Source organism: Paenibacillus sp. FSL K6-2862 (genome assembly GCF_038005125.1).
GTDB classification, from domain to species: domain Bacteria; phylum Bacillota; class Bacilli; order Paenibacillales; family Paenibacillaceae; genus Paenibacillus; species Paenibacillus illinoisensis_A.
This window is the reverse complement of sequence record NZ_JBBOSN010000002.1, coordinates 92,385-118,109: the sequence shown is the minus strand read 5'-3', so window position 1 is coordinate 118,109 and position 25,725 is coordinate 92,385. Positions and strand designations below refer to the sequence as shown.

At 39.5% G+C, this 25,725-nt stretch carries 19 protein-coding genes; 10 read left to right on the top strand and 9 right to left on the bottom strand.

The genetic code is table 11. The annotated features are described in order from the left end of the window. Position 1: 1 nt before the first annotated feature. From MHB82_RS30425 to MHB82_RS30405, 5 genes are all read right to left on the bottom strand, one after another. Positions 2-676 carry a hypothetical protein gene (locus tag MHB82_RS30425; protein WP_341176832.1) on the bottom strand — a complete coding sequence of 225 codons (675 nt, stop codon included), beginning with the start codon at positions 674-676 and terminating at the stop codon, positions 2-4. Further along, a complete protein-coding gene (locus MHB82_RS30420) occupies positions 673-1,659 on the bottom strand; it encodes an SAF domain-containing protein (protein ID WP_341176831.1) in 987 nt (328 codons plus the stop codon). Before MHB82_RS30420 ends, MHB82_RS30425 begins: the two co-directional genes overlap by 4 nt. A 248-nt stretch (positions 1,660-1,907) precedes the next feature. Next, the gene (locus MHB82_RS30415) at positions 1,908-3,251 is read right to left on the bottom strand and encodes a hypothetical protein (RefSeq protein WP_341176830.1); all 1,344 of its coding nucleotides are present in this window, start codon (positions 3,249-3,251) and stop codon (positions 1,908-1,910) included. A gap of 13 nt (positions 3,252-3,264) precedes the next feature. Continuing rightward, the gene (locus MHB82_RS30410; RefSeq protein ID WP_341176829.1) at positions 3,265-4,173 is read right to left on the bottom strand and encodes a replication-relaxation family protein; all 909 of its coding nucleotides are present in this window, start codon (positions 4,171-4,173) and stop codon (positions 3,265-3,267) included. Between the two features lie 11 nt (positions 4,174-4,184). After that, entirely contained in the window at positions 4,185-5,030 is an 846-nt protein-coding gene (locus MHB82_RS30405) for a 30S ribosomal protein S1 (RefSeq protein ID WP_341176828.1), read from the bottom strand. Between the two features lie 812 nt (positions 5,031-5,842). Between MHB82_RS30405 and MHB82_RS30400 the strand changes: the two genes are divergently transcribed. Together MHB82_RS30400 and MHB82_RS30395 are read left to right on the top strand one after the other, a co-directional pair. Then, complete coding sequence (locus tag MHB82_RS30400) at positions 5,843-6,484, top strand: helix-turn-helix domain-containing protein (RefSeq protein ID WP_341176827.1); 642 nt, start codon at positions 5,843-5,845, stop codon at positions 6,482-6,484. Positions 6,485-6,836: 352 nt separating this feature from the next. Beyond that, a complete protein-coding gene (locus tag MHB82_RS30395; RefSeq protein WP_183524505.1) occupies positions 6,837-7,142 on the top strand; it encodes a hypothetical protein in 306 nt (101 codons plus the stop codon). A 24-nt stretch (positions 7,143-7,166) separates the two neighbouring features. On the opposite strand, the gene MHB82_RS30390 is transcribed toward MHB82_RS30395, so the two are convergent. The 4 genes from MHB82_RS30390 to MHB82_RS30375 all read right to left on the bottom strand — a co-directional run bounded on the left by MHB82_RS30390 (position 7,167) and on the right by MHB82_RS30375 (position 14,611). Then, positions 7,167-9,695 carry a type IV secretory system conjugative DNA transfer family protein gene (locus tag MHB82_RS30390; protein WP_341176826.1) on the bottom strand — a complete coding sequence of 843 codons (2,529 nt, stop codon included), beginning with the start codon at positions 9,693-9,695 and terminating at the stop codon, positions 7,167-7,169. 114 nt (positions 9,696-9,809) lie between these two features. Further along, a complete protein-coding gene (locus tag MHB82_RS30385; protein ID WP_341176825.1) occupies positions 9,810-10,799 on the bottom strand; it encodes a hypothetical protein in 990 nt (329 codons plus the stop codon). A 1,822-nt stretch (positions 10,800-12,621) separates the two neighbouring features. Then, the gene (locus MHB82_RS30380; protein ID WP_341176824.1) at positions 12,622-13,242 is read right to left on the bottom strand and encodes a hypothetical protein; all 621 of its coding nucleotides are present in this window, start codon (positions 13,240-13,242) and stop codon (positions 12,622-12,624) included. 40 nt (positions 13,243-13,282) lie between these two features. After that, on the bottom strand, positions 13,283-14,611 hold the full coding sequence (locus tag MHB82_RS30375) for a ParM/StbA family protein (RefSeq protein WP_341176823.1): 1,329 nt from the start codon (positions 14,609-14,611) through the stop codon (positions 13,283-13,285). A gap of 576 nt (positions 14,612-15,187) precedes the next feature. On the opposite strand from MHB82_RS30375, the gene MHB82_RS30370 reads away from it, so the two are divergent. The 8 genes from MHB82_RS30370 to MHB82_RS30335 all read left to right on the top strand — a co-directional run bounded on the left by MHB82_RS30370 (position 15,188) and on the right by MHB82_RS30335 (position 25,686). Continuing rightward, positions 15,188-16,114: a replication-relaxation family protein gene (locus tag MHB82_RS30370; RefSeq protein WP_341176822.1), complete on the top strand. Its 927-nt coding sequence runs from the start codon at positions 15,188-15,190 to the stop codon at positions 16,112-16,114. Between the two features lie 156 nt (positions 16,115-16,270). Beyond that, positions 16,271-16,675: a hypothetical protein gene (locus MHB82_RS30365; protein WP_341176821.1), complete on the top strand. Its 405-nt coding sequence runs from the start codon at positions 16,271-16,273 to the stop codon at positions 16,673-16,675. A 107-nt stretch (positions 16,676-16,782) separates the two neighbouring features. Beyond that, positions 16,783-17,814 carry a conjugal transfer protein gene (locus MHB82_RS30360; RefSeq protein WP_341176820.1) on the top strand — a complete coding sequence of 344 codons (1,032 nt, stop codon included), beginning with the start codon at positions 16,783-16,785 and terminating at the stop codon, positions 17,812-17,814. A 21-nt stretch (positions 17,815-17,835) separates the two neighbouring features. After that, positions 17,836-18,147, top strand: a complete 312-nt coding sequence (locus MHB82_RS30355; RefSeq protein ID WP_341176819.1) for a hypothetical protein — start codon at positions 17,836-17,838, stop codon at positions 18,145-18,147. Positions 18,148-18,150: 3 nt separating this feature from the next. After that, positions 18,151-18,555, top strand: a complete 405-nt coding sequence (locus MHB82_RS30350) for a TcpE family conjugal transfer membrane protein (RefSeq protein ID WP_341176818.1) — start codon at positions 18,151-18,153, stop codon at positions 18,553-18,555. 33 nt (positions 18,556-18,588) lie between these two features. Further along, the gene (locus MHB82_RS30345; RefSeq protein ID WP_341176817.1) at positions 18,589-21,231 is read left to right on the top strand and encodes an ATP-binding protein; all 2,643 of its coding nucleotides are present in this window, start codon (positions 18,589-18,591) and stop codon (positions 21,229-21,231) included. Beyond that, positions 21,209-23,902 carry a CD3337/EF1877 family mobilome membrane protein gene (locus MHB82_RS30340; protein ID WP_341176816.1) on the top strand — a complete coding sequence of 898 codons (2,694 nt, stop codon included), beginning with the start codon at positions 21,209-21,211 and terminating at the stop codon, positions 23,900-23,902. Before MHB82_RS30345 ends, MHB82_RS30340 begins: the two co-directional genes overlap by 23 nt. A 17-nt stretch (positions 23,903-23,919) precedes the next feature. Continuing rightward, positions 23,920-25,686 carry a glucosaminidase domain-containing protein gene (locus tag MHB82_RS30335; RefSeq protein ID WP_341176815.1) on the top strand — a complete coding sequence of 589 codons (1,767 nt, stop codon included), beginning with the start codon at positions 23,920-23,922 and terminating at the stop codon, positions 25,684-25,686. Positions 25,687-25,725 lie beyond the last annotated feature (39 nt).

Below are 25,725 nucleotides of genomic sequence, written 5' to 3'. Positions count from 1 at the left end.
GTTATTTCCCCCTTTCTGTTTGCTTCCACAGCCCTTTTGCCTCTTTAGGTGTCATTCCTAAGATTTGGGCTACAACGCGCTGTAAGGCTGATTTAAGGTCGCCTGAGAGCTTCTTTGTATGCAACATAGATAAATGCTGATTCATATATTTGCTTTCCAAGTCCCTTTCGTCTGGGTAGAAGATAAAGGACTCCTTCCAGTCAATTGGGTGTTTAGTAAACGTCTCCTGAATGACTTCTTCCGGGAAAACAGCCGATTCCTGAATCAACTTGTGAACCGGGATCAGATCCGATTGGCTCTTGTCTTGAAAAAATGTATTCATCAGGAACTCATTTCGTTGCATTACTGCATTGTCATGAGAAGTTACCAAATAATATTGATCGGCATCTGGCCACCGCTGCAGCTCATCCTTACGACTGATATCAACCAGGACCAAATCATATTTACTCTCTTTTTGTAGCTCCTGATACGTCTCCAGCGTGGCATTCTCCATCACGTCAAAGCGATCGTGCTGCCGTACCCCGTCTTGTCCCTCGACTTTCGGATAAGAGTATTCGTAGTCCGCATGGACCGTGACATCCAGGATTAACACGCTATGTTCTACGGATAGGAGTTTGGCTACATAAAAAAGGATATCCGACTTTTCATAAGCCCCAAAGAATAAGATCTGCTTCATGGTGTCCCACCTACACTATTTTGATCGTTAAAAATCGTTTCCGGATTTTGAGATTGTGATGTATTCGTTTCATTCATCAGATCATTGGATTGCTGCTGATATGTTGTTTGCTCTGCAGCAGTTTGCTCTTCAGCCGTCTGTTGCGTGTTACGGTTGCTTTTGTAGTCCTGCCGCTGCTGTGGAGTCATTGCATTAAGAGCTTCTTCCAGTTTCACGCGATTCCGGCGTTCAAGCTCAGTTGTGGCTTTCTGAACAATATTTGGATCGGAATCGATCAGATCCAATACTGACTTATTGGCCGGATAGGTTGTGTATGCTTTCTCCTGTATACCAGGTTCGACATACGTCAAGGCATAGATGCTGGCGTCATTAATGTACGCGTCTACGATGGCTGAAGACATATTTAGGATTTCTTTTTCGGACATCTGATACCAAACGGTTCCGTTCTGTAGGTCTTCAACCCGTTTCTTGCTAAGCACGATGTAATCTTGTCCAGACGGAAGTTTAATACGAACATCGACATAATCGTTTTGCTTCAGCTTGATCGGAAGCTCAATCAGACCGAACTCTTGGTTCCGGATATCCTGTGTAGTCACTTCATCTTCATAGATTACTGAAGCCGTGACTGGTGACTTTTGTGGAAGGTCCACTTTCGCAATTTTGCCATTAATGAGCTCTTTGCTTAGAACTTCATCATCTGCAATTACGCTTTTTGGAATCTTACGTATTTCTAAATCATTCGTCCGAATTGGCTCACCTGATTGGATGTCTCGGGTCACTACTTCAACCTCGACCATTTCCTCTTTCAAGACCTGCTGGGTCTGTTCTAGTTCAAGCTCTACAGCTTGCCGTTGGCCGTTCATTTTTACCGTTAAATGGTTAACGTACAATAATCCAACTAGAACACAAATCAGAAGAACTATAAGGCCGCCAACCGCCCCAGCAATGAGTACTCTCTTCTGCCTGAATCGTATTTTTGACATTGTCTATCCTCCATACTTCAATATATATTAGTATACTATTATATTAGTATATAAATATTAGCGTTAAGATAATTCTTCTTTCAATTGCACAACTTGATTAGCCCCTTGTAATTTAGCCTAACCATTGCTTTTACCATGTAGCTTAAGTTTCGTTCGATTCTCCAACCATCAAACCTTTCACAAATTCCAATACTTATAGATAATGGTGCACTTCTTCAGCCTTGTTCGTATGAACACATCACCTCCATTTACTGAAATGCATTCAGCATTTTTCTCCTAAGCAAAGAGAGTCTATGCTGCTGATTGATTTTCAGCATACTCTCCAGCGAATCTTCAATTATATCCGATGAGTCAAACGGATCTGGAAAATATGGAATAGTATATAGTTGCCTTCGATTCCATTTCTTTCTCAGATCCTTTACATCTTGCTTATCAGCTAAAGCAAGGCATATTCTCCAATTCGATTGGTTTAAATAAATTTGACTATCTATAAACTCATCTATCTTATGATGCTTCCAATCCCTACTTGAACCCACTACGATTTGAACATTTGCTCTAAGGAATTCAGTGTATGACTCCGTTACAACATAGTTCCCTAGGTCGAGCACAATATAAGCATATTCACCGGATAAAAGTGGGATCACATCAATGTTGTTCTGATTTTTAAAAAAATGTACTCCATCAATATAGAAACTAGTAGTACTCAAGAGCTCTGAGTCCACGCCTTCATATGAAGCTTCTATTTCCTTATATTCGTTCGATTCATTTGCTTCAATCAAAGCCACAGAGAATTTCTGTTTTGCGAGATAATTCGCGATTAACAGAGAAGTATGAGTACATCCTACTCCCTTTTCCACTCCAGTAATGGCTATAATGATCGTGCCTATTAAACGATCTCTGACCTTTTTACGTTTTTGAAGAAGTGAATCGTAATTTAAATCGTCAATCTTAAACTTTGATTTATTATTTTTAACCTCCAAAACTTTTTTCAATTCTTTAACCTTATCGATTATAGACCTCAGGAGTTTCTCTGAAGCTTTAACAGAATCTTTTTCCTGATAAACGTCTCGAATTTCTGGTCTTTCTTCAACACTTACAACATGCTCCATATATATATTACTTGGTTCTGGTTCATTCCTTGTATGTAAGATTGCCTCCTCAGAACTGTCATTAACAGCACACTGAGGTTCTTCTGTTGTGATTAGTGAAATCTTTGAATCCGTATCTTTTTTTGCTTCTGTTTGAAGTTTCGTGAGAATTAATCCAGGCGTTAGATCTATATATGAGATGCAAATTATCCCTAAATCAGAAAGAGACCTCATGAATTCGTCTATCTCTCTAAAATGTAAAAATACAATTTGTACTTCTGGATTTGAAGCTTCGACTTGTTTGATTAGTTTTTCAAAAGAACTTGTATTCTTTACAATATACTCTGTAAAAACAATCGTGTTAATTGAACTGGTGGATTCCCACTGAGAAATAAAAAAATCTAACGACTCAACAATTTTCACGACTTTCCCGAAATCCTCCAATTCTTCTTTCAGAAATTCACATTCATCTCGTTCCGATGAGCAAATAAGTATCCGATTCATTTAATTCACCACCTTAACGTCTTCCCAGATCATAGTAAATTCGTTTGTCCTCAGCATCTATAAAGCTAAAACTTTGGGTTATGTGTTTATTCTTGTCAAAAAGATCATCGTCCGTAATAAACCAAACTCCTTCCAAGCCTTCTTGACAAAGCACATGGTTTGCCTTTTTTACTTTTTCATCAGTCGATACATGAATCAACAAAGTTAAAGAGCGGTTTACATTCTTATACGCCGCATAAAACATTGCTTGATAGCGAATCGTTTTCAGCCAATTTTCATCTTCTCTATGACAGATGAGAACAAAGTCTATTTCTTTACCAGATGGGCTTCTTAATGAAAAACGGGCAGTGGGAACCTGCTGCTCGTCGTTGATTTTCAAGATAGGATGGAATTCGAAATGAACCAAATTGAATTCTTCTCTCATCTGTAGGTATAACTCATTAACGGCAACATATTTCATTCGAAATAACATTGTTGTTGGTTTGGGATGTCTCGGATCTCTTTGTCCTAAAAACGTCGCGAATCGAAATTTTAGTATATCTGCACCGCTGGCACCAACTTCATAAAGGGCTGGTCTAGTTTCTTTTCCTGTTGAGTAACTCGTCCATTTTATTTTTCGGAGCAAACCATATTTAAGTATTTTTTTCATACGGGTTCTTGCTGTATTCTCTCTTTCCGCTTCGGGAAAAAAGATTCGATCTATTTGTGATAAGGTCACCCAACGGTGTACAAAAACAAAACGAACTATATCTATATCCCTACTTGTAATCCACCCTTGTTCAATCTTTCGTTCAATGTAAAAGTATTGATGTTTAGTTAGTGCATCAATCTCAGTCACATAACTGTATGGATCATCAAGGAGTGGATATGTAGGCACCTTCGCTTCTTCTGGGTTGATTAACGGAGATACCATATGCTCCATCTAGATGCCTCCTAACCCACGATTTCATGCGGAAAATGTACGATTTTGGACTTAATTTTTCTTGCTTCCAGATCAACTTTTCCTATTTTCACAGAAACGGTTTTACCAACTAGTTCACCATGGGAAGGCACTCTATTCGGAAACCAAGCCAATGACTCGACGCCTGGACATAATTTAATGAATATGCCGGTATTCTCCACAACACTCGTAATAATTCCTCGGTGAAAGTCACCTTGTTTAAATCGTTCTCTCACCCTGTTCCAAGGATCTTCTAGCAGTTCTTTTCTTGTCACCGTGACTCGCTTCTTTTCTCTATCGATTTTTTTGACTTTCACAGTCACTTGCGTACCCAATGGAAGCAAATTTTTACCTGATGGAGTCCAATCATATTCATAATCTGAAATGGGTAGGATACATACCACACCTTTTACCAAAAGATATATCCGCTCCTCCTCAAAACCTGATACTGTGCCGGTGCAGATATGATCTTCTTCGGCAGTGTCCCAGAATTCTTCTTGCAGTTCCTCTAAAGCTTGTACTCTCGATAGGAGCACGATACCTTTCTCTCGGTCAAACACTTGAATATCGTCAGTATCAGCTCCAAGCTTTTTGGAATCAAGCACCATAAAATCCACGGTGTGATCAATAAATCCTACCAAAGATCTGAACTGCTGTTTATCGAAATGATCCTCATGAATCATTCCTTTGATGTCTTCCCCCAAGTCGATAATTGCACACTGCATGCTTATACCGAAAGGAGTATGCGTTTCAATGGATGTCACCACGCCCTGATGTATATGTTTTCTACGAAGAGACGTTTCATATTTTTTCATTGGATCCAGTTCTGTGAAAGTCATTCCTATTACCCCTTTACTTTTAGGTATAAATGGTATTTATGCTCATCGATCTGGACTAAACCAGTTAAATTCACTTTCCCATACCTGACACATAATACATTCACTTGTTTCTTTCGGAACATTGCATTAATTAATTCATAATCCATACCGGGCTCCCATGCAACTTTGTAGTAGCCGTTTATTGGTTTCTCATTTGTAAGATCAACATTAATTATTAATTTCTTGTTTTGCTGACGTTTTTTCTTTGTTAATTGAATCCAGTTCCTGACTAAACTTATGTATAAAATCGTTTTCTTTTTCTTTTGTCCATTTATTTAATAAGTCGGGCCTTTTGAACCGGATGTGAGTCACTATTGAAAATAAAGGAACTGTCTCATAAGAGAAAAGACAATTGTTATAGAACGTTTCTAAATTACGGATGTCACAATTTGGGTGACTTATGACAAATTCTAATTCTTCCATAAGTCCATCATGTTTCAATCGAGTTCTCATTTCTTGTACATTAGCTATATAGTATTCTAATTAGTATATAAGAAATATACCAGACTAAATTAAAAAATAGAAGAATAAATTATTTTACTCTTCTTAAGTGTTTTTATACTCTCTTTCAAACAGTATATTAAATGAATCATAATTATATATGAAATAATTTATTATTAATTTTGTATATAATTATAATTTATTCTACCTCTCTCTTGATCATCATTCTCAGTACTTAACGTATGTTCCTATCTTGTTTATTAATGGGAGAAATATATTATAATGATCATAATGTGGCAAACTACATACTTAGATAGTGAAGGAGAAAGGCCATGAAGCACTCCATTGGAAAGTATTTAGAATACTTACGTCTGGCTTGTGGGTACTCCCTACGCGAGGCAGCTAAACGAACAAAGTTAAGCCACGGATATATACGAGATGTAGAATTGGGAGATAATCGTGTCAGTGGAAATGCGATTGTACCGAGGCCAAAAACACTACAAAAATTCGCCGCTGCATACTCAGTACCATTTAATGAGTTAATGGAGATCGCAGGACATTTGCCAAGTGATTTTGATATTGAATTTGTTGAGCTTTACTTAGAGAGGGTATTGTATCTTGAGGTGGATTGTAATAACACCATGATTTATCACCTAGAAGATAAAACGTTTCTTTCGGAGAAACTAGCACTTCATGACTTTATTGAATTTGAAGAGCAATTGGAAAACGAGGAGTTCTTAAGAATTCGAAGCGGGGTCTATGCGAATTTGAATAAGATCAAATTTTTTGATAAAAAAAACGGCTTGATATACTTCCATCATAAGCTTGAAGGCAAATCACTATCCATTAGTTGGATTCGTGCATCAAAACTTGCATCAATTATAGAAGATGCTGTTATAAAAAACTCTTCCTTTGTTTCTATTCCTACGAAGAATTCTAAACGCCTTATTCGAAATATTCTGCCTGATCAATAAATTTGTGAATTCTAATGGCATAGCTAAATACATTGTAAATACAATGCAGTACATCGCGACAATCTTTCGATGAACTCTTTATACTTTTGCATAAATTTAATGGTGTAAGGGGCAGTGACACCTAACCAGTAATATATTTTTTCTATAGTTAGCTAATTCACTGCTCAATAAATTGAGAATTTGACTTCGTGTCTACCAATGACTAAATTCATTGAAATCTATGTTCCAATTCTACCTATACATAATTTACTAACACTAGGCCATACTAGTACAGACGGATTATAATATATATATTGCTTGATTAAATAATGTGCTAATATATATAATACAATACCTTGAAAGGACTGTTTCAATGAGCGCCTATGATTTTAACACCCCTTTAAAAACATATCTTCAAAATATGATCAGTCAATTACCAAATGGAACAAAATTAATTTTACAAACTCTCGAAAAAGCAGATTATAATAAGGACGATCTCTCACTAAATGCTCGTGTTCGTAGAGGAGAATTGAACGCAGCATTAATTTGGGCTGAATCGCTAGGATTAGTTTCTTACAGCACAAGTGGTCGTCAAAAAGTGTATAGTTTGACGTCATTAGGCAAACTTTGTTATGAAGAGTTTAACGATATTATAACAACATTAAATGAAGAAAGATAAGATAGTAAGCCATTCTAAGGCTTACTATCCCCCTTTTATACTCCGCTTCTCCATACTAGCTTGTTTTATTCTTTCAGCTAATTTGAGAGCAGTTGGATCTATTGATGCCGGCACAAATTTGATGGGACTTATACTCTCTTCAGATGGTGCCGGCTCTTCATTGCTTACGAGTTGCGCTGCTTTTACTTTGATGTGGTTACTGTTCTCAGAATCATCCCAAATCGAACTTCTTACCATAAGAACTTGGGATCCCTCATGATTTTCTTTACTGTCTAACTCCTCTTTGGATGATTCATGTTGCACCTCTACAAAACTTCTCTGTCCCAATGCTTTTTCTTTCATTCTTTCCACTCTTTTAGATTTCTCATCTGCATGAACTTGGTGTGTCTGATTCAAGAGATTCTCACTATTTAATTCAATATCAGCTTCATACTGGACATCATCTGTTTCTATTATATTTCTAAAGGAGCCTTCGACTACGGGAGCAAATAGTTCTCTTGGAAGTGGATATACTAGTCCAATCACAGGTTCTAATCTTTCATTGTTATGTACACCTCTGTAGAGTACTTCTGCAGGCGCACCAGTTTCCACATTATAACCTTTTAATGAAGCAATCGTTCTCGGTTCAACAATGTATCTTTTTTCTTCTTTAATTTGTGTTTTAAATCCGCTTGTCGCCATTTCATCTGTCCCGCTACTTTGGCCAATAACATAATCTTCACCAATCATCTCGGCAATGTATTTAACATCCTCATTCTCCAAACCAGCCATAATGTATTTTTGCACAGCATTTTGTTTTACCATTGCGGCAAGACGTTTACTTTCATCCGTTAATTGTTCATTACCTTGATGAATAACGTCAACAAAGACCTCAAATTCACGGGCCATCTCCATAAACGTACTAAATTCTTCATCCGCAAACATTTCAAGTTCATCCACTGTTAGCTGATGTGCTCTTGGAGTCTCTATTAATGACCGTCTAAATATACTAGATCGAAATAGATTGATAAATAACCTTCCTACGGTATACGTTAAGGTTGAGAGCTTCCCATAGGCACCATTGACCAAAACTATTTCTCCATTTGCCAATACATCATCAATATTAAATGTTGAAGGGCCACAAAAAATTCGTTGAACATGTTTATTTGATGTCAGCTCTGATAAGTAATCATGAAGATTAGAGTAGGTCTGCATAGCATGTTCCTGCATTCGCGGGCTACCGGCCATACTACGAGTGTATTGTTTTAACAAAGTAATCTGACTGTCACAACCTTTAAGACGTGACAAGACTTCTGCTCGATAATCATCATTTAATGGTTGAATGAGTCTATCCAATTCATTTAATCCACACTCATTACCATAAGCAAGCTTTAATGCCTTAATACTAACTCGAAGTAATTGAGTTGACCTGCTTTTAAAGTATCTTTCAGAATCTGGTCCAAGATAACTATGAAACGCAGCAACATTAGCTTCTATCATATCATCAAAATCTTGACCTTCGGGGCTATACATGGGATTTAGGCATGCTGTGTCCTCGTACTCCGGATCTAATCGATGGTAGGGTCTACCTACCCTGTCCAAAAAATTAGCCAATCGCCTTATAAAAGATCCTTTGGGTTCAATTATAGTGCTTCCTATGTAGTCGTTTAGAAGATCCTGCGTGACTTTATTTGTTGCAAAAAGTGTCTTACCAGCTCCAGTACCTCCTAAAGTCTGTCCATGCTGTGCTCTATCACTTCTCGATATAGCGACAAGTTGACTTTGACGATTTTTCGTAGGTTGAGTATGGAAAAGTACTATCTTACACTCTTCAGAATTGTACCTGAGATGCGCCAGTGATCCTTTTTTTGAAATATCAATAGAATCTGCAATATCAAACATATGTACTAAGTCAACTTCTTTAGCTTCATTTAATGTTGTTAAAGATTCATCACTTACATGATCATGTCTGGAGAAGACATAATCTGGTTTAGTGGGATCTATTTTTCCCCGCAAAGTCATTTTCGATTTTGGATTTCTTCTCTCATTATTAGACTTTTCTACCGCAGCGTGTAGTTTTGAAAATATTGTATTACTCGTATTCCCTTTTAAGACATGTATTATAGAAAAGACCACAGTGACTACAACTACGCACATAACTATCAAAACAGTCCCGGTCGATAATTTAAACCATAAAACAATTTGTCCGAGTGCCAAGGAACTTAGTGTATTCAGAAAGGTCTGAATAATCGGTTTTGAATACAGATTCTTGAAAAATATTGGTGATGAATAAATAATATGTCCCATAAAAGCTGCTAGCAAAAGTGGGATGGCTCTTAAGAATATCGGTTCACTGGTGCCGAACCATATATCCTGGTATCTCCCTACTAGCCAAAAAAAACATAGCAATAGAATGCACAAGATGGTGACTGCTTGAGTATTCCACAATGAGTATTTGTTTGCTGGGTCCATAGCATATCTACGAATAGAAATATAAATATTCTTTAAGATAAACGCAAAGATATGACCTATTACTGATATAGTTCCACCAAGAACCATGCCTAAATACTTCATAAACAAATTAACCCTCCTTTATTAATTAGTATATTACTATATATATTACTATATGTCATAAGACTTCGTGTCAATTAAAAAAGCAAGCCTCCTATATGGGGCTTGCTTCAGACATTATGAGAATAACCTTTTGAAAAAGCTTTTCTTCTTCTGGCCGGCAGTCGAAAGCCACAACCTAATTTCAAAACTAAGGTCGGGATTTTCATTTGCTAATTTCTTAATTTTGTCCCTTACGGCATCCCGTTCTGCCTCATCCTTGGTCCTGTCATACTCTTCAAAAAGTTCATTCACTTCTTGTTTTAAGTTTAAAATGTTCAATTCTTTTTCATCTTGTTTATATCGCAAAATCTTATCTTCTGCGGAGGTTTTATATAATCTAATTGTGTATGCGTGCTGCGGATACTTCGATTCTAAGGAACTAAGTTCAACCAGAAATAACTCTTTATCTGAAATTGTGGTACTGCTTGATAATATTTTTTCATATAGATCAATTGCACTTTGTTTTGCTTCAGCTTCGATTTTCGAGTCTTCTATAAGCAATTGCTGTGAAGTTTGCTTCACCCGCTTCTCAATATCCTGGAAAAACTCATCCGATTCTATTAATCTTTCAAACTTTTCGAAGTTCTCGAGTTTTTGCAATACTTTGAGTAACAATTCATTTGAGCTTTCATTTGCTCCAGTTGATGGATTACTTCTAGTAACTCCACCCGAAATAATCTCCTTCAGTTGTGGAATGGTATACTCCGATCCCTCTCCAGTTAACCCAACAATCATTTTCATTTTAAATACAGATATATAATTGTGCTTATAGATTTTTGTACTCCCTTCCCCTAAAATTGTTGGGTTTAAATAATCTAGTAATTCTCGTCTTTTATTCTTTATCACGTAGGCTTGTGTCTCGCAAATGTCCGCTACTTGTTGGGTAGTATATAGTGCCTCATTGTCCATAGAAAGAATCTTTGGTGTAAATAAGCGTTCTAGCCAACCTCTTCTACTGTAAATCTCAAAGATAACTGAATGCCCAGAAAAGGCATCCAGCAAAAGATCTCTCATTTCCTCTTGCTGAGCTTCTTCAATCTCTTCTCTCGATATATATTCACTCATTCTCTCAACACCCGCTTCGTTCTCAGTATATAACTCTATTATAACTGAATAAGAACAGCTTATACAGCTTTATACACCAATTTTCTTATTCGGTTATATCCGTATTTATACGAATTTATCTGGATTTATCCGGTCTTATACGTATAAATACGTATAAATTCACTACCGAATAAAGAAGGATAATCCCCTTAATTCAGCGTTTATACGGATATCTACGTATATAGACGTATCTATTCGTATTTATACGGATATATCCGGATAGCGAATCAAGTGGATAAGAGCGGATAAGTCGAGTTATTCGGATAAATACACCTCCATAGTGCTCCTTTAGTTAAATTCAATTATAATTCAATCATACCAATGAAATTATTCAATCCACTTTCATTTACGATTTATTCTTAAATCCTGTATAACCATACATAACAATTATGATGAAAGATTGGTATATACAATTTAACAAATAAGCATATGATTAGATTTGCAGTTTTGGCAGGAAAATAGCAGGGCATAATTCACTAATTAGCTTGATGTACATATACGGAAGAGAGAGGGCTCTTATCAATCAATCTCATTTAAAAGAGAGGCTACAACAACTTAATTGTTTTATTTGCCGACTTCCTGTCTCATCACATTCATCAGATCATCTTTTAATAGAAATAGGGGGCCTCAAAAGCTAAGAACGGGCGTATAACCAAAGCGTTAACAAGTTCACTAAAGTATGTATTCAAATAACAGGGAAGTGAGGGGAAGCGTACACTTCTTTGATGAAACTATTGCGGGTAAAAGAAACCATCATTGCTACATCGAGATAAGATAGTTGCTTTCAATTGCTTTAGGGGAAGTTGCAGTCAACGGCTGATATATCGATATTCCGAATTTGAAATCAACTTGTTTAAGTCAAGTTGTCAGCAACTAAAATAATCTATAAGGCGATCTAGACTATGGAAAACTAATTCATGAATACCCGGCTGAACTACCGTTCTTACCCGGATGGCACAATCCCACAACGATTAAGGGCTATCAGCCAAGCAATATATGCGGATCGTACTGTTCGGTGCTTGTTATACTGAGGCAGTCAGTCTTATTTGGGTGCAGCTCCTCAGCACGAACAATTCGAGTTCACGATATCGTCCTGGTCATAATCAACGCTGTAGCTAGGGCAGATCCAAAATGGTATTGAAGAAGTAGATGGAGTAGGGGATGGCCTATGTTTGACCCTTTTTGTTGTGCGCTTTACTTAACAGAACAAAACATACAGACCCTTATATGTGGAAGAAAGAGCAAGGAATAAAGTATTCTGGCTATAAAAAAGGATCAAATCAACAAAACGATACTGAAAACAACAACGATGAGGAGATCAACACTGGGTCGTTGAATGTATAAGCGAAGTAGAGTAACGATGATACTTAACTAATGATGTGCAGGTCTCAAAAAATTTAATGTTTTGTTTTCCTGTCTACATTGAGCAATAAGCAAAATCATAGTAGAAACAAGTATTACCTTTAGATAGAACATGTCCGTCTATAAAGATTGAAACAGAAACGATCAAACCTTTGGGATTCCTAATCATCCGAAATGTCACTAACAAGTTTTAGAATTAGCGCAGCAGGAACTGGTATTTCCATTAATACGCCACGAAAAGAACCTTCAAAGCGGAGAGAGTTTTGAAGGGGATGGTCTACAGCATTAAATGTAAGCCACCTAGACCATACTCCAATCAAATGTAAGTGTTACAGAAGATATAAAAGCATTAATAGTACACTGGGCTGAATAAAAAAGTTCACCTGATAAATATCAAGTGAACTCCAGAATAAAGAATGTATTACTGGTAACTGCTTATAACCGATGGATCAAAACTCTTCTTAGCTGGCCGTTTGGTAGTTGTTCCTGTCCCTAATAATGACGACGATTTATTCTCAGACTTAGGAGTATCTGCAATCACTGTTGAAGGAGTGGGTACAGATTCAACAACTGGAACATCTTTCATCTCTGGTTCAGTATCAACTACCGGCGGGATAAACACTTCGCTTTCATGCTCTATACTATTATTCAAAACACCATTTTCCACTTTCTCATTCTGGATAGGGGAAGACATCGTATGCTGTTCTTGTGGGACAACTGTCACATGTTCAGAACTCGCAACTTCCTGGTGAGTTAAAGATACTGGACGTTTCACGAGAATGTTAGAATTAATATTTTCAGTCTGCAGGTTCGCTTCTCGAATATTCATTGAACTTCTTAGTGTTTCAATACTGCGAACTGTAGGTATCTGAAGTTGAAGATTTTGGATGCCGTTCATTGCAATTTCTTTTTGTATCAGATAACGAAGTGAATCAGAGTAGTTGGATTGAGCTGAGATCCACTCAATGATTGCTTCTTCCTCGTCATCACGGAGTTTCATCACAGCCGGCTTTCCGCGTTCTGGAGACTTTGCTCTAGCCATTTTCAATCCTCCTTTCATGAAACAAGTCTAGTGATTATTCTTATACGGTTGGTGTTGCATCCTTTTTCTTCTTCTGAGCCGCATTATTTTTTCCTGTAACGGCACTGTACTCTGCAGAAGACATGTAATTTTTTTTCAAATGTGCGTAGATTTCGCTACGAACAAAATAGTCTAATCCTTCAGCATTAAGAGTCACAGCATATTTAGCTGGTACATAAAACAACTCTATACGAGTCTTGTCGCACATCTCTTTCAATTTATCAAAGATAATTGATCTTGTAAGGATACTACCACCACCGTAAACAACCACAACATCAATTTCGTTTGGTCCAATTTTAAAAACTTGGTCATTTACATGATGAACAATTTGAGTTGTTTGGTTCTCACAGTGTGGGTTGAAAGCCTGGATTGCTTCGTTCAAAAACTTGTGCTTCCTTGGAGCATACTGACTTTTCAAAATTTCACTGTATTGTTGTCTAGTAACAGAGTTGAATGCATGCGGTGCTAAAGATACTAAATCTGGAATGGCATCCCTAAGTGCATGTCCAATCCCATTGTTCACACCATCACAAAAATCATTATCAACTGCATCTCCCCGAGTGAATGGGGTATCAGTAGTACCATCTCCCATATCCACATGCAAGATGTTTTTTCCGTCGAAGTAGCTTCCATCGACATCCTCTAAATCATATAACTCAGCAAATTCCGTATACAGATCATTCGTCTCATCAGAACTTGGTTCATAAGAGTTCGTTCTCCAGTTACCCTCACTGTCCATTTGTAAAGCAAAAGTCACTGGGGTACCTTCCTGAAGCACATGGACATAATCAAAATCAATCGAAACATTAACTTTCTTTGTGAGCCCCAAGTGCACAGTAACTGTATGAGTTTCACTCATAAACTTTTTCCGATATGTTGCCACGTTTTCGGGCGAACATTGTTTAACCGGTAACGCTGTACCCATATCAGCAACTACTTTAATCTCATCAAGGCTTTCTCCAGCAAGGTGAGCTTCTTGAACCGCTCTAGCAGCAACTAAAGCCAACGTATTTATGTAAGGAACCAGTTGATCTGACTTCGATTCATTTCCTTTAACATATAAATTTGTTACATTTTCACCTTTTGTTTTGAGGGCATGTGTCCCAACTGTGTACATTCCTGTTGGTACAGCAGACGAAATGATAGAAACCACCAGATTATCATAAATATTCTTCAGGTTTTTCTGAACCTCAACATCGTCATCTTTCCAAGGCATTTGACCAATCAGGGAATAAACATTCGGTTGTCTGATCAATTGACCGTTGATGTACATATCTATCTCACTGTTACCAATATCATTTCCAATATTCATATGTAATTTTAAAGTCATTTGTTTACCTCCTAAATTTGTACGTTACCATAACATACCACATAAAGAGTCTATCTTTTTTCATAATTACAGTCAACCACTAATTTAATATAATAGTGATTGTATTTTTAATCATTTATATTTGTTTTATGTTTCATTTATAATTAAATGCAAATTATTTATAAATACATGTATACCTCGATATAACCATATTGACTCGTTTTAATGCGAATAAATACGGATATATACGTGTATCTACCTATCGAATAAATAAGGATATCCGGATATATCCGGATAATGCCCTATTTATCCGAATTAATTTGTATTTATTCAGATAAAAACAACATTTGATATGTACATTTAGTAACCCTTTTAGAATTCAATTTAGTAACACTCTGAGCAACCAAATAATCGATAAATTAGTAATCCATTATCTAATCCATTTCATCTACATTTTCATCCAACGATGAAAACCACTTCATAATGCAGCTAACAATTGAATATCAAAGAGTTATTCACTTGAACAAAACGCGACCAACACCGTATAATACTCTCCAATCAACCCATGCCACTCATGGCATAAGAAAGGAGAGCATAATGGAACCAAAAAAGAAAAGAAAACCTGCATCCGAGTTCTCATTGGGTGAAGTCATCGATTTACTTACCGACAAAGATTGGAATATGCTCACTGACTTATATATGTGTAGGTGCATGCCTCAAAGAGCCCTAATGGAGTATTACTTCATCGACACACCAGCGTATCATTATCCAGAATACGAAGAAGCACTTCCTGAGAAGAGGAGAGAGCTAGAAGAAAAAAACCGCATTCGAGCATTAGATCGACTTAGGAGAACCGTAAAGAGATTAAAAGATAGAGGTTTAATTGAATACTCCTCGTTCGATCCTAACGCGTCGAGTTTGCCAGCAAAAAAAAGAACCCATACGAGAGCAGAGATTACATGGTACTTCCTGAGTAGTAGAGGTCTTCGAGTGGTGGAAGTGAAAAGAGGGATACTTGATGAAAATCGTTTATCTAAAAATGACTTAGACATGGAACGAGCTAAGAAGGAACATTTCTGGGAACTTGGCAAAGTATACTTAGATTTAAGATATAACTTGTTAAACACGAATCAAGAACTTCGTCAGTATTATGAATGGGATTGGCATCCGTCAATGACGGTTTATAGCGATGACGAAACCATTTATGTACGGCCTGATGCAATACTTCGGATAGGCCAGCAAGTATTCTTTGTGGAGTTGGATCGCTCGACCGAACCTATTCAACGTTCACCTTTTCAAACAGAACAAGTATCCATAGAAAAGAAACTAGAAAGGTACCGTAACGTATTTCGGCTTACATCAAATGAAATTATTCAGCAAGGGATAATAGCATTCATTATTCCCGAGGCAATCTATAAAACGCGCTTAGATAATATTGAGAAGGCTGCAGCTGAAATTTTCCGAGCCAATAACAAAGTACTTACGGGGAAGGTAATAGAAGACATCATTCTAAAGATAACCTAATGCATAAAACACACATTTATGAATTAGTTTCATTAACTCAGGCTTATTTTCGTAGAGAACTCAAAAGAAACATATTATATATTAATATACTAATTAGTTAGCTATTATGTTAGTATACTACTTAGATTTTCCCCAACGAGAGGAGGTGTATCCACAGTGAAAAAAAACACCAAGGTCGTTTTGATAAGTATCAGCTTACTCATCCTATTAACAGCTCTATTTTTGTTTATCCGTACGCCAACTCAGAACAGAGAGCAACAGGAGGTTCCTCAACAAACTGCAGAACCTACCGTTCACGCGTCAACGGAGAACAACTCTACACCTGTAACAGATAATAAAGTTAAAGACCGTGATGAATCGCATGAGAAGGTTGAGAACATCATAGACCAAGCTACCAATATCGTTGTTGAAAGAGCACCTGGTTTTTGGGAGAAAGTGAAGAACACAGGGAACTGGTTTATGGAGTTTGATACCAAGTATGCACTTATTCTTCTAGGTGTTTCCGTCATTATTTTCTCAGTACTTGGTGGAGAGGGGAGCAGAAAGAAAAATAAACACTAGCAAAGTGGGGTGTTCCTCTGGGATTCCTATCAAAAAGACCATCGAAACAAGATGGAGAACAAGGAAATGAAGAGATAATTAAGAAACAACGTAAGTTTGAAAAAGGGTTGAAGCCCAAATCTCCAAAAAGAATTGCAGGTAAGCGAATCATCCGTTACCTATTCTGGACGTTCATTATATTCCTCATCATCAAAGGTGCAGTGTCCTATGCTAAGGGAACTCAAATTATCCAAGAGGTCACCAATATAGGAACAAACCATACCATTGTCGAGGATAGCCTGAAGGGTTTTGCCAGTGATTTTGCAACTGAATATTTCACATGGTCAGTTAACAATGTTAATGATCGCGCTCTACGCCTCCAACACTTTATTAGTGGAATCGATCAGGATGCTGGCTTGAAGGGCTATGAAATTAAAGGCTCATCTAGTGTACTTTCCGTTGAGATTTATGACACGGAACAGATCAGTAATTCATTGTATGAAGTTACTTTGAACGTTAGACGTGAAGTGGATTTGGATTCACTACAGGGTGCTGAGCCATCCAAAGTTAAAAAAGGTAGTGTAGTCAAAAAAACATACATGGTTGTTCCAGTAACCGTATCCTCCTCCGGATATGTGATCCAGTCTCACCCTCGTTTCATTGGGAACCAATTAAAAGGGGAGTCCGACTCCATAACAGCAGGGGGCTTAAATACGAATGTTGATCTGATTAATCAATCGACCGAATTAGCAACAAACGTTCTTCAAGCTTATTTTGCTGGAAATGTTAATCAGCTGAAGTATTTCTACGAAGACAATGGTAACGCGCCTTCAAGCCTGAGTCAAAATGAATTCACATTGGACAGAGTCGAATATGTATCACTTTTTAATATGCCAAGTAGTGAGGGTCGTCCTGAGCATATACGTATGGAGACTTCCGTTCTGGTTCAAAACGACATAGGCGAAGTTTTTACGAACCGTTGGATTCTTAATGTCGTGAACAAAGGAGATCGGCTTTATGTTTTGTCCATCGGTAACCCTAAACAAGAGTCAATAGAATCTAAGGGCATGAACAATCAACTACCATCTAACGATGAGGAATCAAAAGTAGAGATCACCACACCGGAAGATAATGATGCATCCATTACTACAACAGAATAACCGAGAGGAGTAAATTACTTTATGGGCTCAAACCATTTTCTAAATAAATCTTTAATAATTCGGATCTCGCTTATGGTCTGTACTGGACTATTGATTGCTTTACCTGCATTTGCCGCTAAAGATCCAGGTGTGGAGGCAAACTCTTGGATTGTCCGAAACATTGGTGCTCTTATACCAGGTGTCATTATTATTGGCGCTGTTATATTCCTAGTTACTCGTGACTGGATGAAAGCATTAAGTTTCTTTGGTTTGGTGTTGTTAGTTGCAGTGATCTCTGACTGGGAAGCCATGAAAGGATTCGCCAAATCCCTCTGGACTACCATCTTTGGTTAAGCGATGAGCAATACAAAAGAAAATCCTAGGATCACTGTATCAAACTATTCAAAAATATGGACATTGGATTGGGTCATTTATGCGATTGAAGGAAAAAAACTTCCCCTGCCAGCCAATCTTCGAATCGTGGGAATCTTTTTTGCATGTTTAATCTTTTGGGCTATTGTTGGTAACATTCTATTTTTCATACCCGCAGTCTACACCTATGCCTTTCTACCAGGAGTGTCCGCTTGGATTATCGCTAAACAAAAGCTCGACGGTAAAGCTCCCCATAAATGGCTATTGGGCATGATTTTCTATTGGATGCGCCCCAAACATTTACATAGGTACCGTAAAGTTGAGCATAATCACCGGTATATATACAAAACCAGAATTACATACCGCAAAACTAGAAGAGAGAGCGAGTAACCACGCTCTCTTTAAATAAGGAGGGGCTACCCATTGTCTACGCTTGGAAAAGTGCAGAAAAAACCAAATAAAATCAATGTCGAGTTCCCAATCGCATACTTCGAGGGAAACCTCATTTTTAACCATAACAAAGAAGTCTGGGCCGTCTACGAGTTGAACTCCTATATCTACGATCATCTCAGTGACCAACAAAAACTAGATCGACTCTTAACGCAAACAGCTTCACTAAACATGCTCACAGACCGATTTCAACTCCTTTGGCTACCCAAAACCCATGATATTCATAAGCACCATGAAAACCTTAGGAATAAACGAGTCTCCGGTCCACTAAAAAGTCGAGCGCTTGGAATCATTGATATGATGGAAGATTATCTTTTTGGAAATTACAATGCCGTGGATGGAGCAAACAACGCCGACTACAAAGCATACCTGGTTGTCTACCTTCCTAGCAGCGATAATAGAGATTTAGCCGAAGAAATGGGTACCCTCGCCATTGAACTTAAAAAGTTTGTATTAAATCCAATAAGAGCCATTGAGAACTTTGCAGGCTTAAACGATCCTGAGATTTTTGAACATGAATACGTAAGTTATCAATCCAAGGAACGACAGATTTTCGAACGACTATCTCGCCGATTAAAGATCAAGCGAGGTACAGAAGCAACAACAGAATGGCTTATCCGTCGGAATTTCTGGTGGGGAATTGCCGAACCTCCAATGCGCTCAACCGAAAAGGATTCCTGGTCTCCAAAAAAGACAAAGGGTATGAAGCAGGGGAAACGATCCTTCTTATACGACTCGAGACAAGTACTCACCCTTACTGAGGCAGACATTGACACCTCTCATCCACGGCGTATAACAATGACCCAACTCCATGAGGGAGTAGAACAGTCCATTCACCATGCGTACCTTTCACTGTCAGATTTACCGGAAAACATGGATATGCCAGGGAGCGAATGGCTCTATAGTGCAGCAACCCTCCCATTCCCCGTGTCGATGAGTATCAAGGTAGACATACTGGAAGCAAGAGACGCGCTTAAGAAATTGAGCCGTAAGCGAATGGACATCGACAACCAGGTGAAGAACATCCATGAAGCACGAGCAACCGTTCCAGTAGATCTTCAAGAAAAACAAGAGAATGCGATGTATCTGGAAGATGAATACAAAAAACGGAAGAATCCTACCTTCATCACCCAAGTTACCTATGGGCTCTATCATACGGACCTGGAAATGTTAAAGAGTAACGTCTCCATATTGACGGACCATTACCGTGATTTCGGAAATATACAGGTTGAAACACCCAGTGGTGATCAATGGCTGTTGTTTAACGACTTCATACCGGGTTCTCCTAAATACGTTACCGACTATATCCATCGGATCCCCCCTGAATTCTTAGCTGCAGGCATGGTGGGAGCTACACAGGAACTGGGTGATGGTAAAGGACTATATATCGGTACAACCGGTTCATTGGAACACCCCGTATATTTGGACCCAGCTAACGCCAGTCAAGAAAACCGAAGTCCTAGTATGACCGTTACGGGTACGTTAGGTGGCGGTAAATCGGTCACTGCCAACCTACTCGGATATCAAAATGCCATTCTGGGAGGCAAAACGCTCATTTTTGACCCGAAAGGGGAGAGATCGAACTGGCCTGAAGATCTACCGGAGCTTGCCGGTCAAATCCAAGTGGCCACCCTATCCACAGAAAAAGAAGATATGGGGAAACTTGATCCATTCGTCATGCTTAACGATATTGAAGCGGCAAAAGAGGCAGCGGTTGAGATCCTGGCATATCTATCCTCTACGAAGACGAACTCCGTGGAGTATAGCTATATCTCCCAAGCTGTAAACATCGTAGCCAAAGAGCCTGATCCATATCTCGCAAAAACCATATCTGTCCTTTACGGAATGGGGGCTACCAAACCACAGGCTACCATTCTAGCTGAAATATTGGAGAGCTTCGAGACCCTTTCTTTTGCGAAATTGCTGTTTGGGACCGGAGGAGAATCCACCATCAAAATGGACTACTCCATTAACATTATTCAAATTCAAAACCTCAAGTTGCCCTCTCCAGAAAAAGCCCAAGAGAACTACTCTTTAGCAGAAAAAATGAGTGTGGCATTGATGTTTGCAATTGCCCGATTCACCCATAAGTTCATATATCACGATACCTCCATCTTCAAATTTGTCTTAATGGATGAAGCGTGGGCCTTGCTCGGAACCGAAGCGGGTAAAGCATTAGCGGATACCATTGTCCGTACCGGCCGAAGCCTCAATGGTGGTGCGGTGTTCATCACGCAAAATGCAACAGATGTGGCTGGCGATCTAGCGGGGAATATCGGCGTTAAGTTTGCCTTTCGTGACCAAGACAGCGACAAAATCAAAAATACGCTTGCCTACTTCGGCTTAGAAGCTACTCAGCAGAACATCGATATGATACGAAACCTTGAAAATGGCCAGTGTTTAATGCAGGACCTGTATGGGCGTATTGGTCTTGTTCACATTGATGTTGTATTCCAGCACTTGTTTGACTGCTTCGATACCCGTCCTCATGCCAAAGAGGAAGAACCAGCCCAGGAAGAAAACGCCCATGTGCTGCAGCGTTTCCAACATTATTATGATGAAGAGTACGGTGGGGAGGGGGTAGCCACTCCGGATGAACAAAAAGATAAAACGTAGCTTTACGTGTCTTCATCACCCGAAATGGCTCTCATTGGGAATGGCGATCATCATCCTGTTCACCAGCTTGCTAAACAGTGATGTGGTCATGGCAGATTCGTTGGATGAAATGATTCCACAAGATAGTCAATCCGAAGCCAATTATAACAAGTACGGTGTATCTCACTACTCTTTCCAAACCGTTGCGAAAGACCGTCATTTCTGGCAAGTCGGTGCGAAAGCACAGGATGGAATTGTCCGGGCATTTGATGCCATGTTATCCATGGTGTTCTTAGCCAACGTGATGATTGCTAAATTCACAAACTACGTCATCCGAGAAGCTTTCACCTTTAGCTTTATGGACGAACTCATTGATGCAATTGGGGACATGATTCAAAACATCACAGGTATAAAGAATGGCATGATTGCTTCGGGAAGCTTCTGGGACACCATGGGTGGGATGCTCGTTATGATCACGGTAGGATACATACTTTATCTGATGGCACGAGGCCGAGTCATTGATGGCTTCTCCCAAGCGGTCAGCTTTGTCTTAGCGCTATTAGTTTCCATCGCATTCTTTTCTCAAGCAGCAACGTTTCTGAAATTCTCGAATAGCCTGGTGACTTCTATAGGAGATTCCATTTATGTATCTCTTGCCAAAACCACGGGACTAAAAACGAATGCTCAGGATGGGGTTACTATCATTTCCGAACAGGTTTGGGAGGAACTCGTATTACGTCCATACACCATGCTTCAGTTTGATGACAGCAAAATCGGGGAGAAGGACCCTCAGCTTCTGGATAAAGTGCTCACGACTCCAGCATTTTCTGATGAACGTGAGGAAGCACTAAAAGAAGCCGTAACCAAGTATCCCAAAGTGGAACAGGAACGTTCGGCTTCGCAAGCTATTATCGTTCTGTTTAACTTGCTATTTTCCATCGTTATATTAGGTCTTTTCTCGTTTTGGGCCATATCCACCATATTTATGCGCCTTAAAACGCTGATTCATGCCGCCATTATGTCGATCACTCTACTAGCCTCGTTACTTCCTGGTAGAGAGGCAGGTATATCCGTCCTTCGAACTCAGTTCGTTAAACTGATGGGTGCACTCATGATGACGGCGATGACCATGATCTTCTTACATTTCTCATTAGTGTTTGGCCATTTGGTATACGAAATTGTTGCAGTGAAAAGCAACAAGGGCTGGTTCGCTGGCATGTTTATGGAGGCCATCGCCATCTTTATGGTATTTAAATACCGTTCTGAAATTAACGGTGTGTTTAGTAGAGCAGCTGGGGTTAATCCTCAGATGCCAAAAGCAAAATCGACGGTACTGGATAGTGTGCAACGGAACATTACCCGTTCGATCTATAACGGGGCCACAAACAAAGTAACAGGCATGTTTAAGCGTAGGGAACATGAGGGAGTGCCCCGATCCTTTAACCCAAGTGCCATTACCCGGGCAGACAACAACCTTAATGATGCAACCTCTGCCAGTATGATGCTGCGGTACCAACGTGAAAGACAAGCTGCAGAGGATGTTGCTGAAGAAAATGGTGAACCGGTTCAATACACGCCATACGTGAACAAAGTCAATGAGAACCTTCGACATGGTACCACGAACCCGTTCCGCGGGATGGACAAGGAATGGAAAGAGGAGAAAACACGGCTGAAGGAGATTAAAGACGATGGTGGGGATGTCAAACAAGCCATCTTGTCGCAAGGAGTTCGAGAAGATATGAACGATCAAGAGGTGGCAGCCACCGTATATGGTAATGAGAATGCCATTCGCAAGGCATCCACATTTATGGTTCAGCGTCCGCAACGTGCCGTGGATCAGATGCAAAAGGTGAAATCGCTCAATCGAAATCGCAAATTGCAAACGGCCGTCGATGATTTCTGTATGATCCAACTGTTTGATCGGTACAAAGTGGAATACAAACAAGCGGTAGATACCTCTAATATGACGGATCAACCAGTCCAACATACCAATTTTGTGAAAGAAATGAATGCTAGATTCAAAGAATCTGGCTTAAGCACGAATCAAAGGATCAACGATACGATGCTAGTCCGGTCTGGGAGGGTTTCTATTGCTTCGAAATTCGAAGGCATGGAAGAGTTCAAAGCCTACAAAATGCAGTTATTACAAGCGAATGAAGCATTCCGGAAAGTCAACGTGCCTCAAGAAGGCATTGTTGCTCCTGGACCACAAATACGTGTGACTGCTCCAGCCAATCCAAAGACCATTTTGAAGTCATTGCCACCTATGCCAAATAGTCAGATACAGACGACACCACAGAGGATGGAACAGAAGGCCGCCGTATTACTGAATGTAAAACGTTCAGTAGAGACACAGTTTGCCCCGAAGTCAATCCAGTTCAATAACCAGGAATTGAAAGCGAAGATGGATGACTCCGTAGGTAGGCTTAAAGCAGGCATGCGGCCAGAAGATGTGCAAATCAATGTCGACGCTGAAACCAACCAGCGCGTGGCCGTCCAGCTTAAAGGAAAGATCTCTACCGAAGTAACAGACGGACTCCAAGGTGAACTGAAGCATTTAAAAACAATGAAAAAGGCGAAAACGGCCCCAGTTAATGCAGAAGTAGAACAACTTTCACAACAAATTCGAAGAAAAGCTCAAGCAGCCCGCACACAATCTTTGAAGTCTAAGCCAACCGGAGACGAGAGCTAATTTGATGTTTAAGGGACGTGATTATCCTGACACCTGGTACTAACCCCTCGTCTGGCGCAGGCGAAATGCTTAAAGAGCAAATAAAGCAGCAAGTCAAAAACAGAGTCAATAAGAAAGCAAAGGAGCTCATCGGTAAAACCTTGCTTAAATCCCCCGTATTTTGGGGGATTATTCTCGGTGTTCTCGCATTCTTTTTAGTCTTTTATACGCTAGCGGCAGCCATTTCATCCGCTCAAGAGGTTGCTGAGGAAACTCAAATTTTTGAGGGCATTCTCCCACCAACCATATACGTACGAAACTTGGAACAATCCATTACCAGTGATTTTGGGAAGCGGATCCACCCGGTAACTGGAGTGGTGGAGTCATTCCATAAAGGAATCGATATCGGGATCCCGGTTGGTACTCCTGTAACCAACTCCTTCGATGGAATTGTGACTAAGGTGAGTTACCCCCGGAGCACGGATCCAGATTCCACACAGAATGCTGGCATCTATGTCACCGTGGAAAGTACCCAACCTGAAATTGGAATGAGTAGTCGCTACCTTCACCTCAGTAATGCATTAGTCACCACAGGACAATCTGTTCGAGCAGGCGACATTATTGGATTATCAGGTAACACCGGAAGATCCACCGGCCCTCACCTTCATTTTGAGATGATGCCGCAAGGGGAAGAGGCGATTGATCCAAAACCTTACGTGATGTTAATGTCCAAAGTAATGGAAACGGCGAGTATTGAAGCCTTTAATATCGCTAAGAAAATCAAGTGGACAAACGCGAACACAGGCGGTTCGGATTTTATGTCTAATCAGATGATGTACATCAGTAATGTGTATATGACGACTGCAGCACCAGAGTTTAGCGATCAAGCAACCACATACATTCGTGAACTCGTATCCGGTGGCACCAACGTTGTCGAGATTCTTGCCCCTGATGGGAGTACCATAGAACCCGAAGAATCTCCTCCAGTTCAATTACCTGCTGAGATTGGAGGGATGACCAACCCCTTCTTCATTTCTTACGCCGCTGCTGCTCAGGAAGAAGAACGGCGTAGTGGTGTGCCAGCTAGTATTACGCTTGCTCAAGCAGCCTTGGAATCGGGATACGGGAAAAGGGCCATATGCAATAATATGTTTGGCATAAAAACGAATAGTAGCTGGAAAGGGGCTACCTGTATGGCTACTACGCATGAGGAAATTGGTGGAGTCAGTGTACAGATTCAAGCAAAGTTTAGAGCATACAGTAGTCCGGCGGAGTCATTTGCCGATCATTCAAGTTTCCTCTTGAAGAATAGCCGATATAAAAAAGCGCTACAGATGGAGAATCCATTCGATTTTGCAAATGAACTGCAGCGTGCCGGCTATGCTACAGACAGTCAATACGCAAATAAATTGAAATCTATTATGATCAGTCAGAACCTGATTGCTTTAGACATGAACGGAGGAGTTAATCCAGTCACTGGGGAAGCTTATGTAAGTAATCCATTTGGGAGTGGGCCTAGCTCTGGTCTCGTAGACTCGATTACGATCACCTTTGGGGTAAGGCAGTACTATGGAACCCCCGCTACGCTAGGGAACTCGGACACACCCTTTAGAGATCCGGATAACGGTAATACTATTGTCAATTTGGAAAACTACAATCGGGTTGTAAACCTAGGATATGGGGATTTAAATCCTCCCCGAATCTATATGAAGGACATTCCGGAAGCGATTAGCGTCACGGTTAATTCCTCTGATAAAGATGCTTTACTCGTATCTAATGTCCAGTATATCAAGGGGAAATACTGATGAGCTCACAGACGTTTGATTTAAACCCTAATTTCTTAA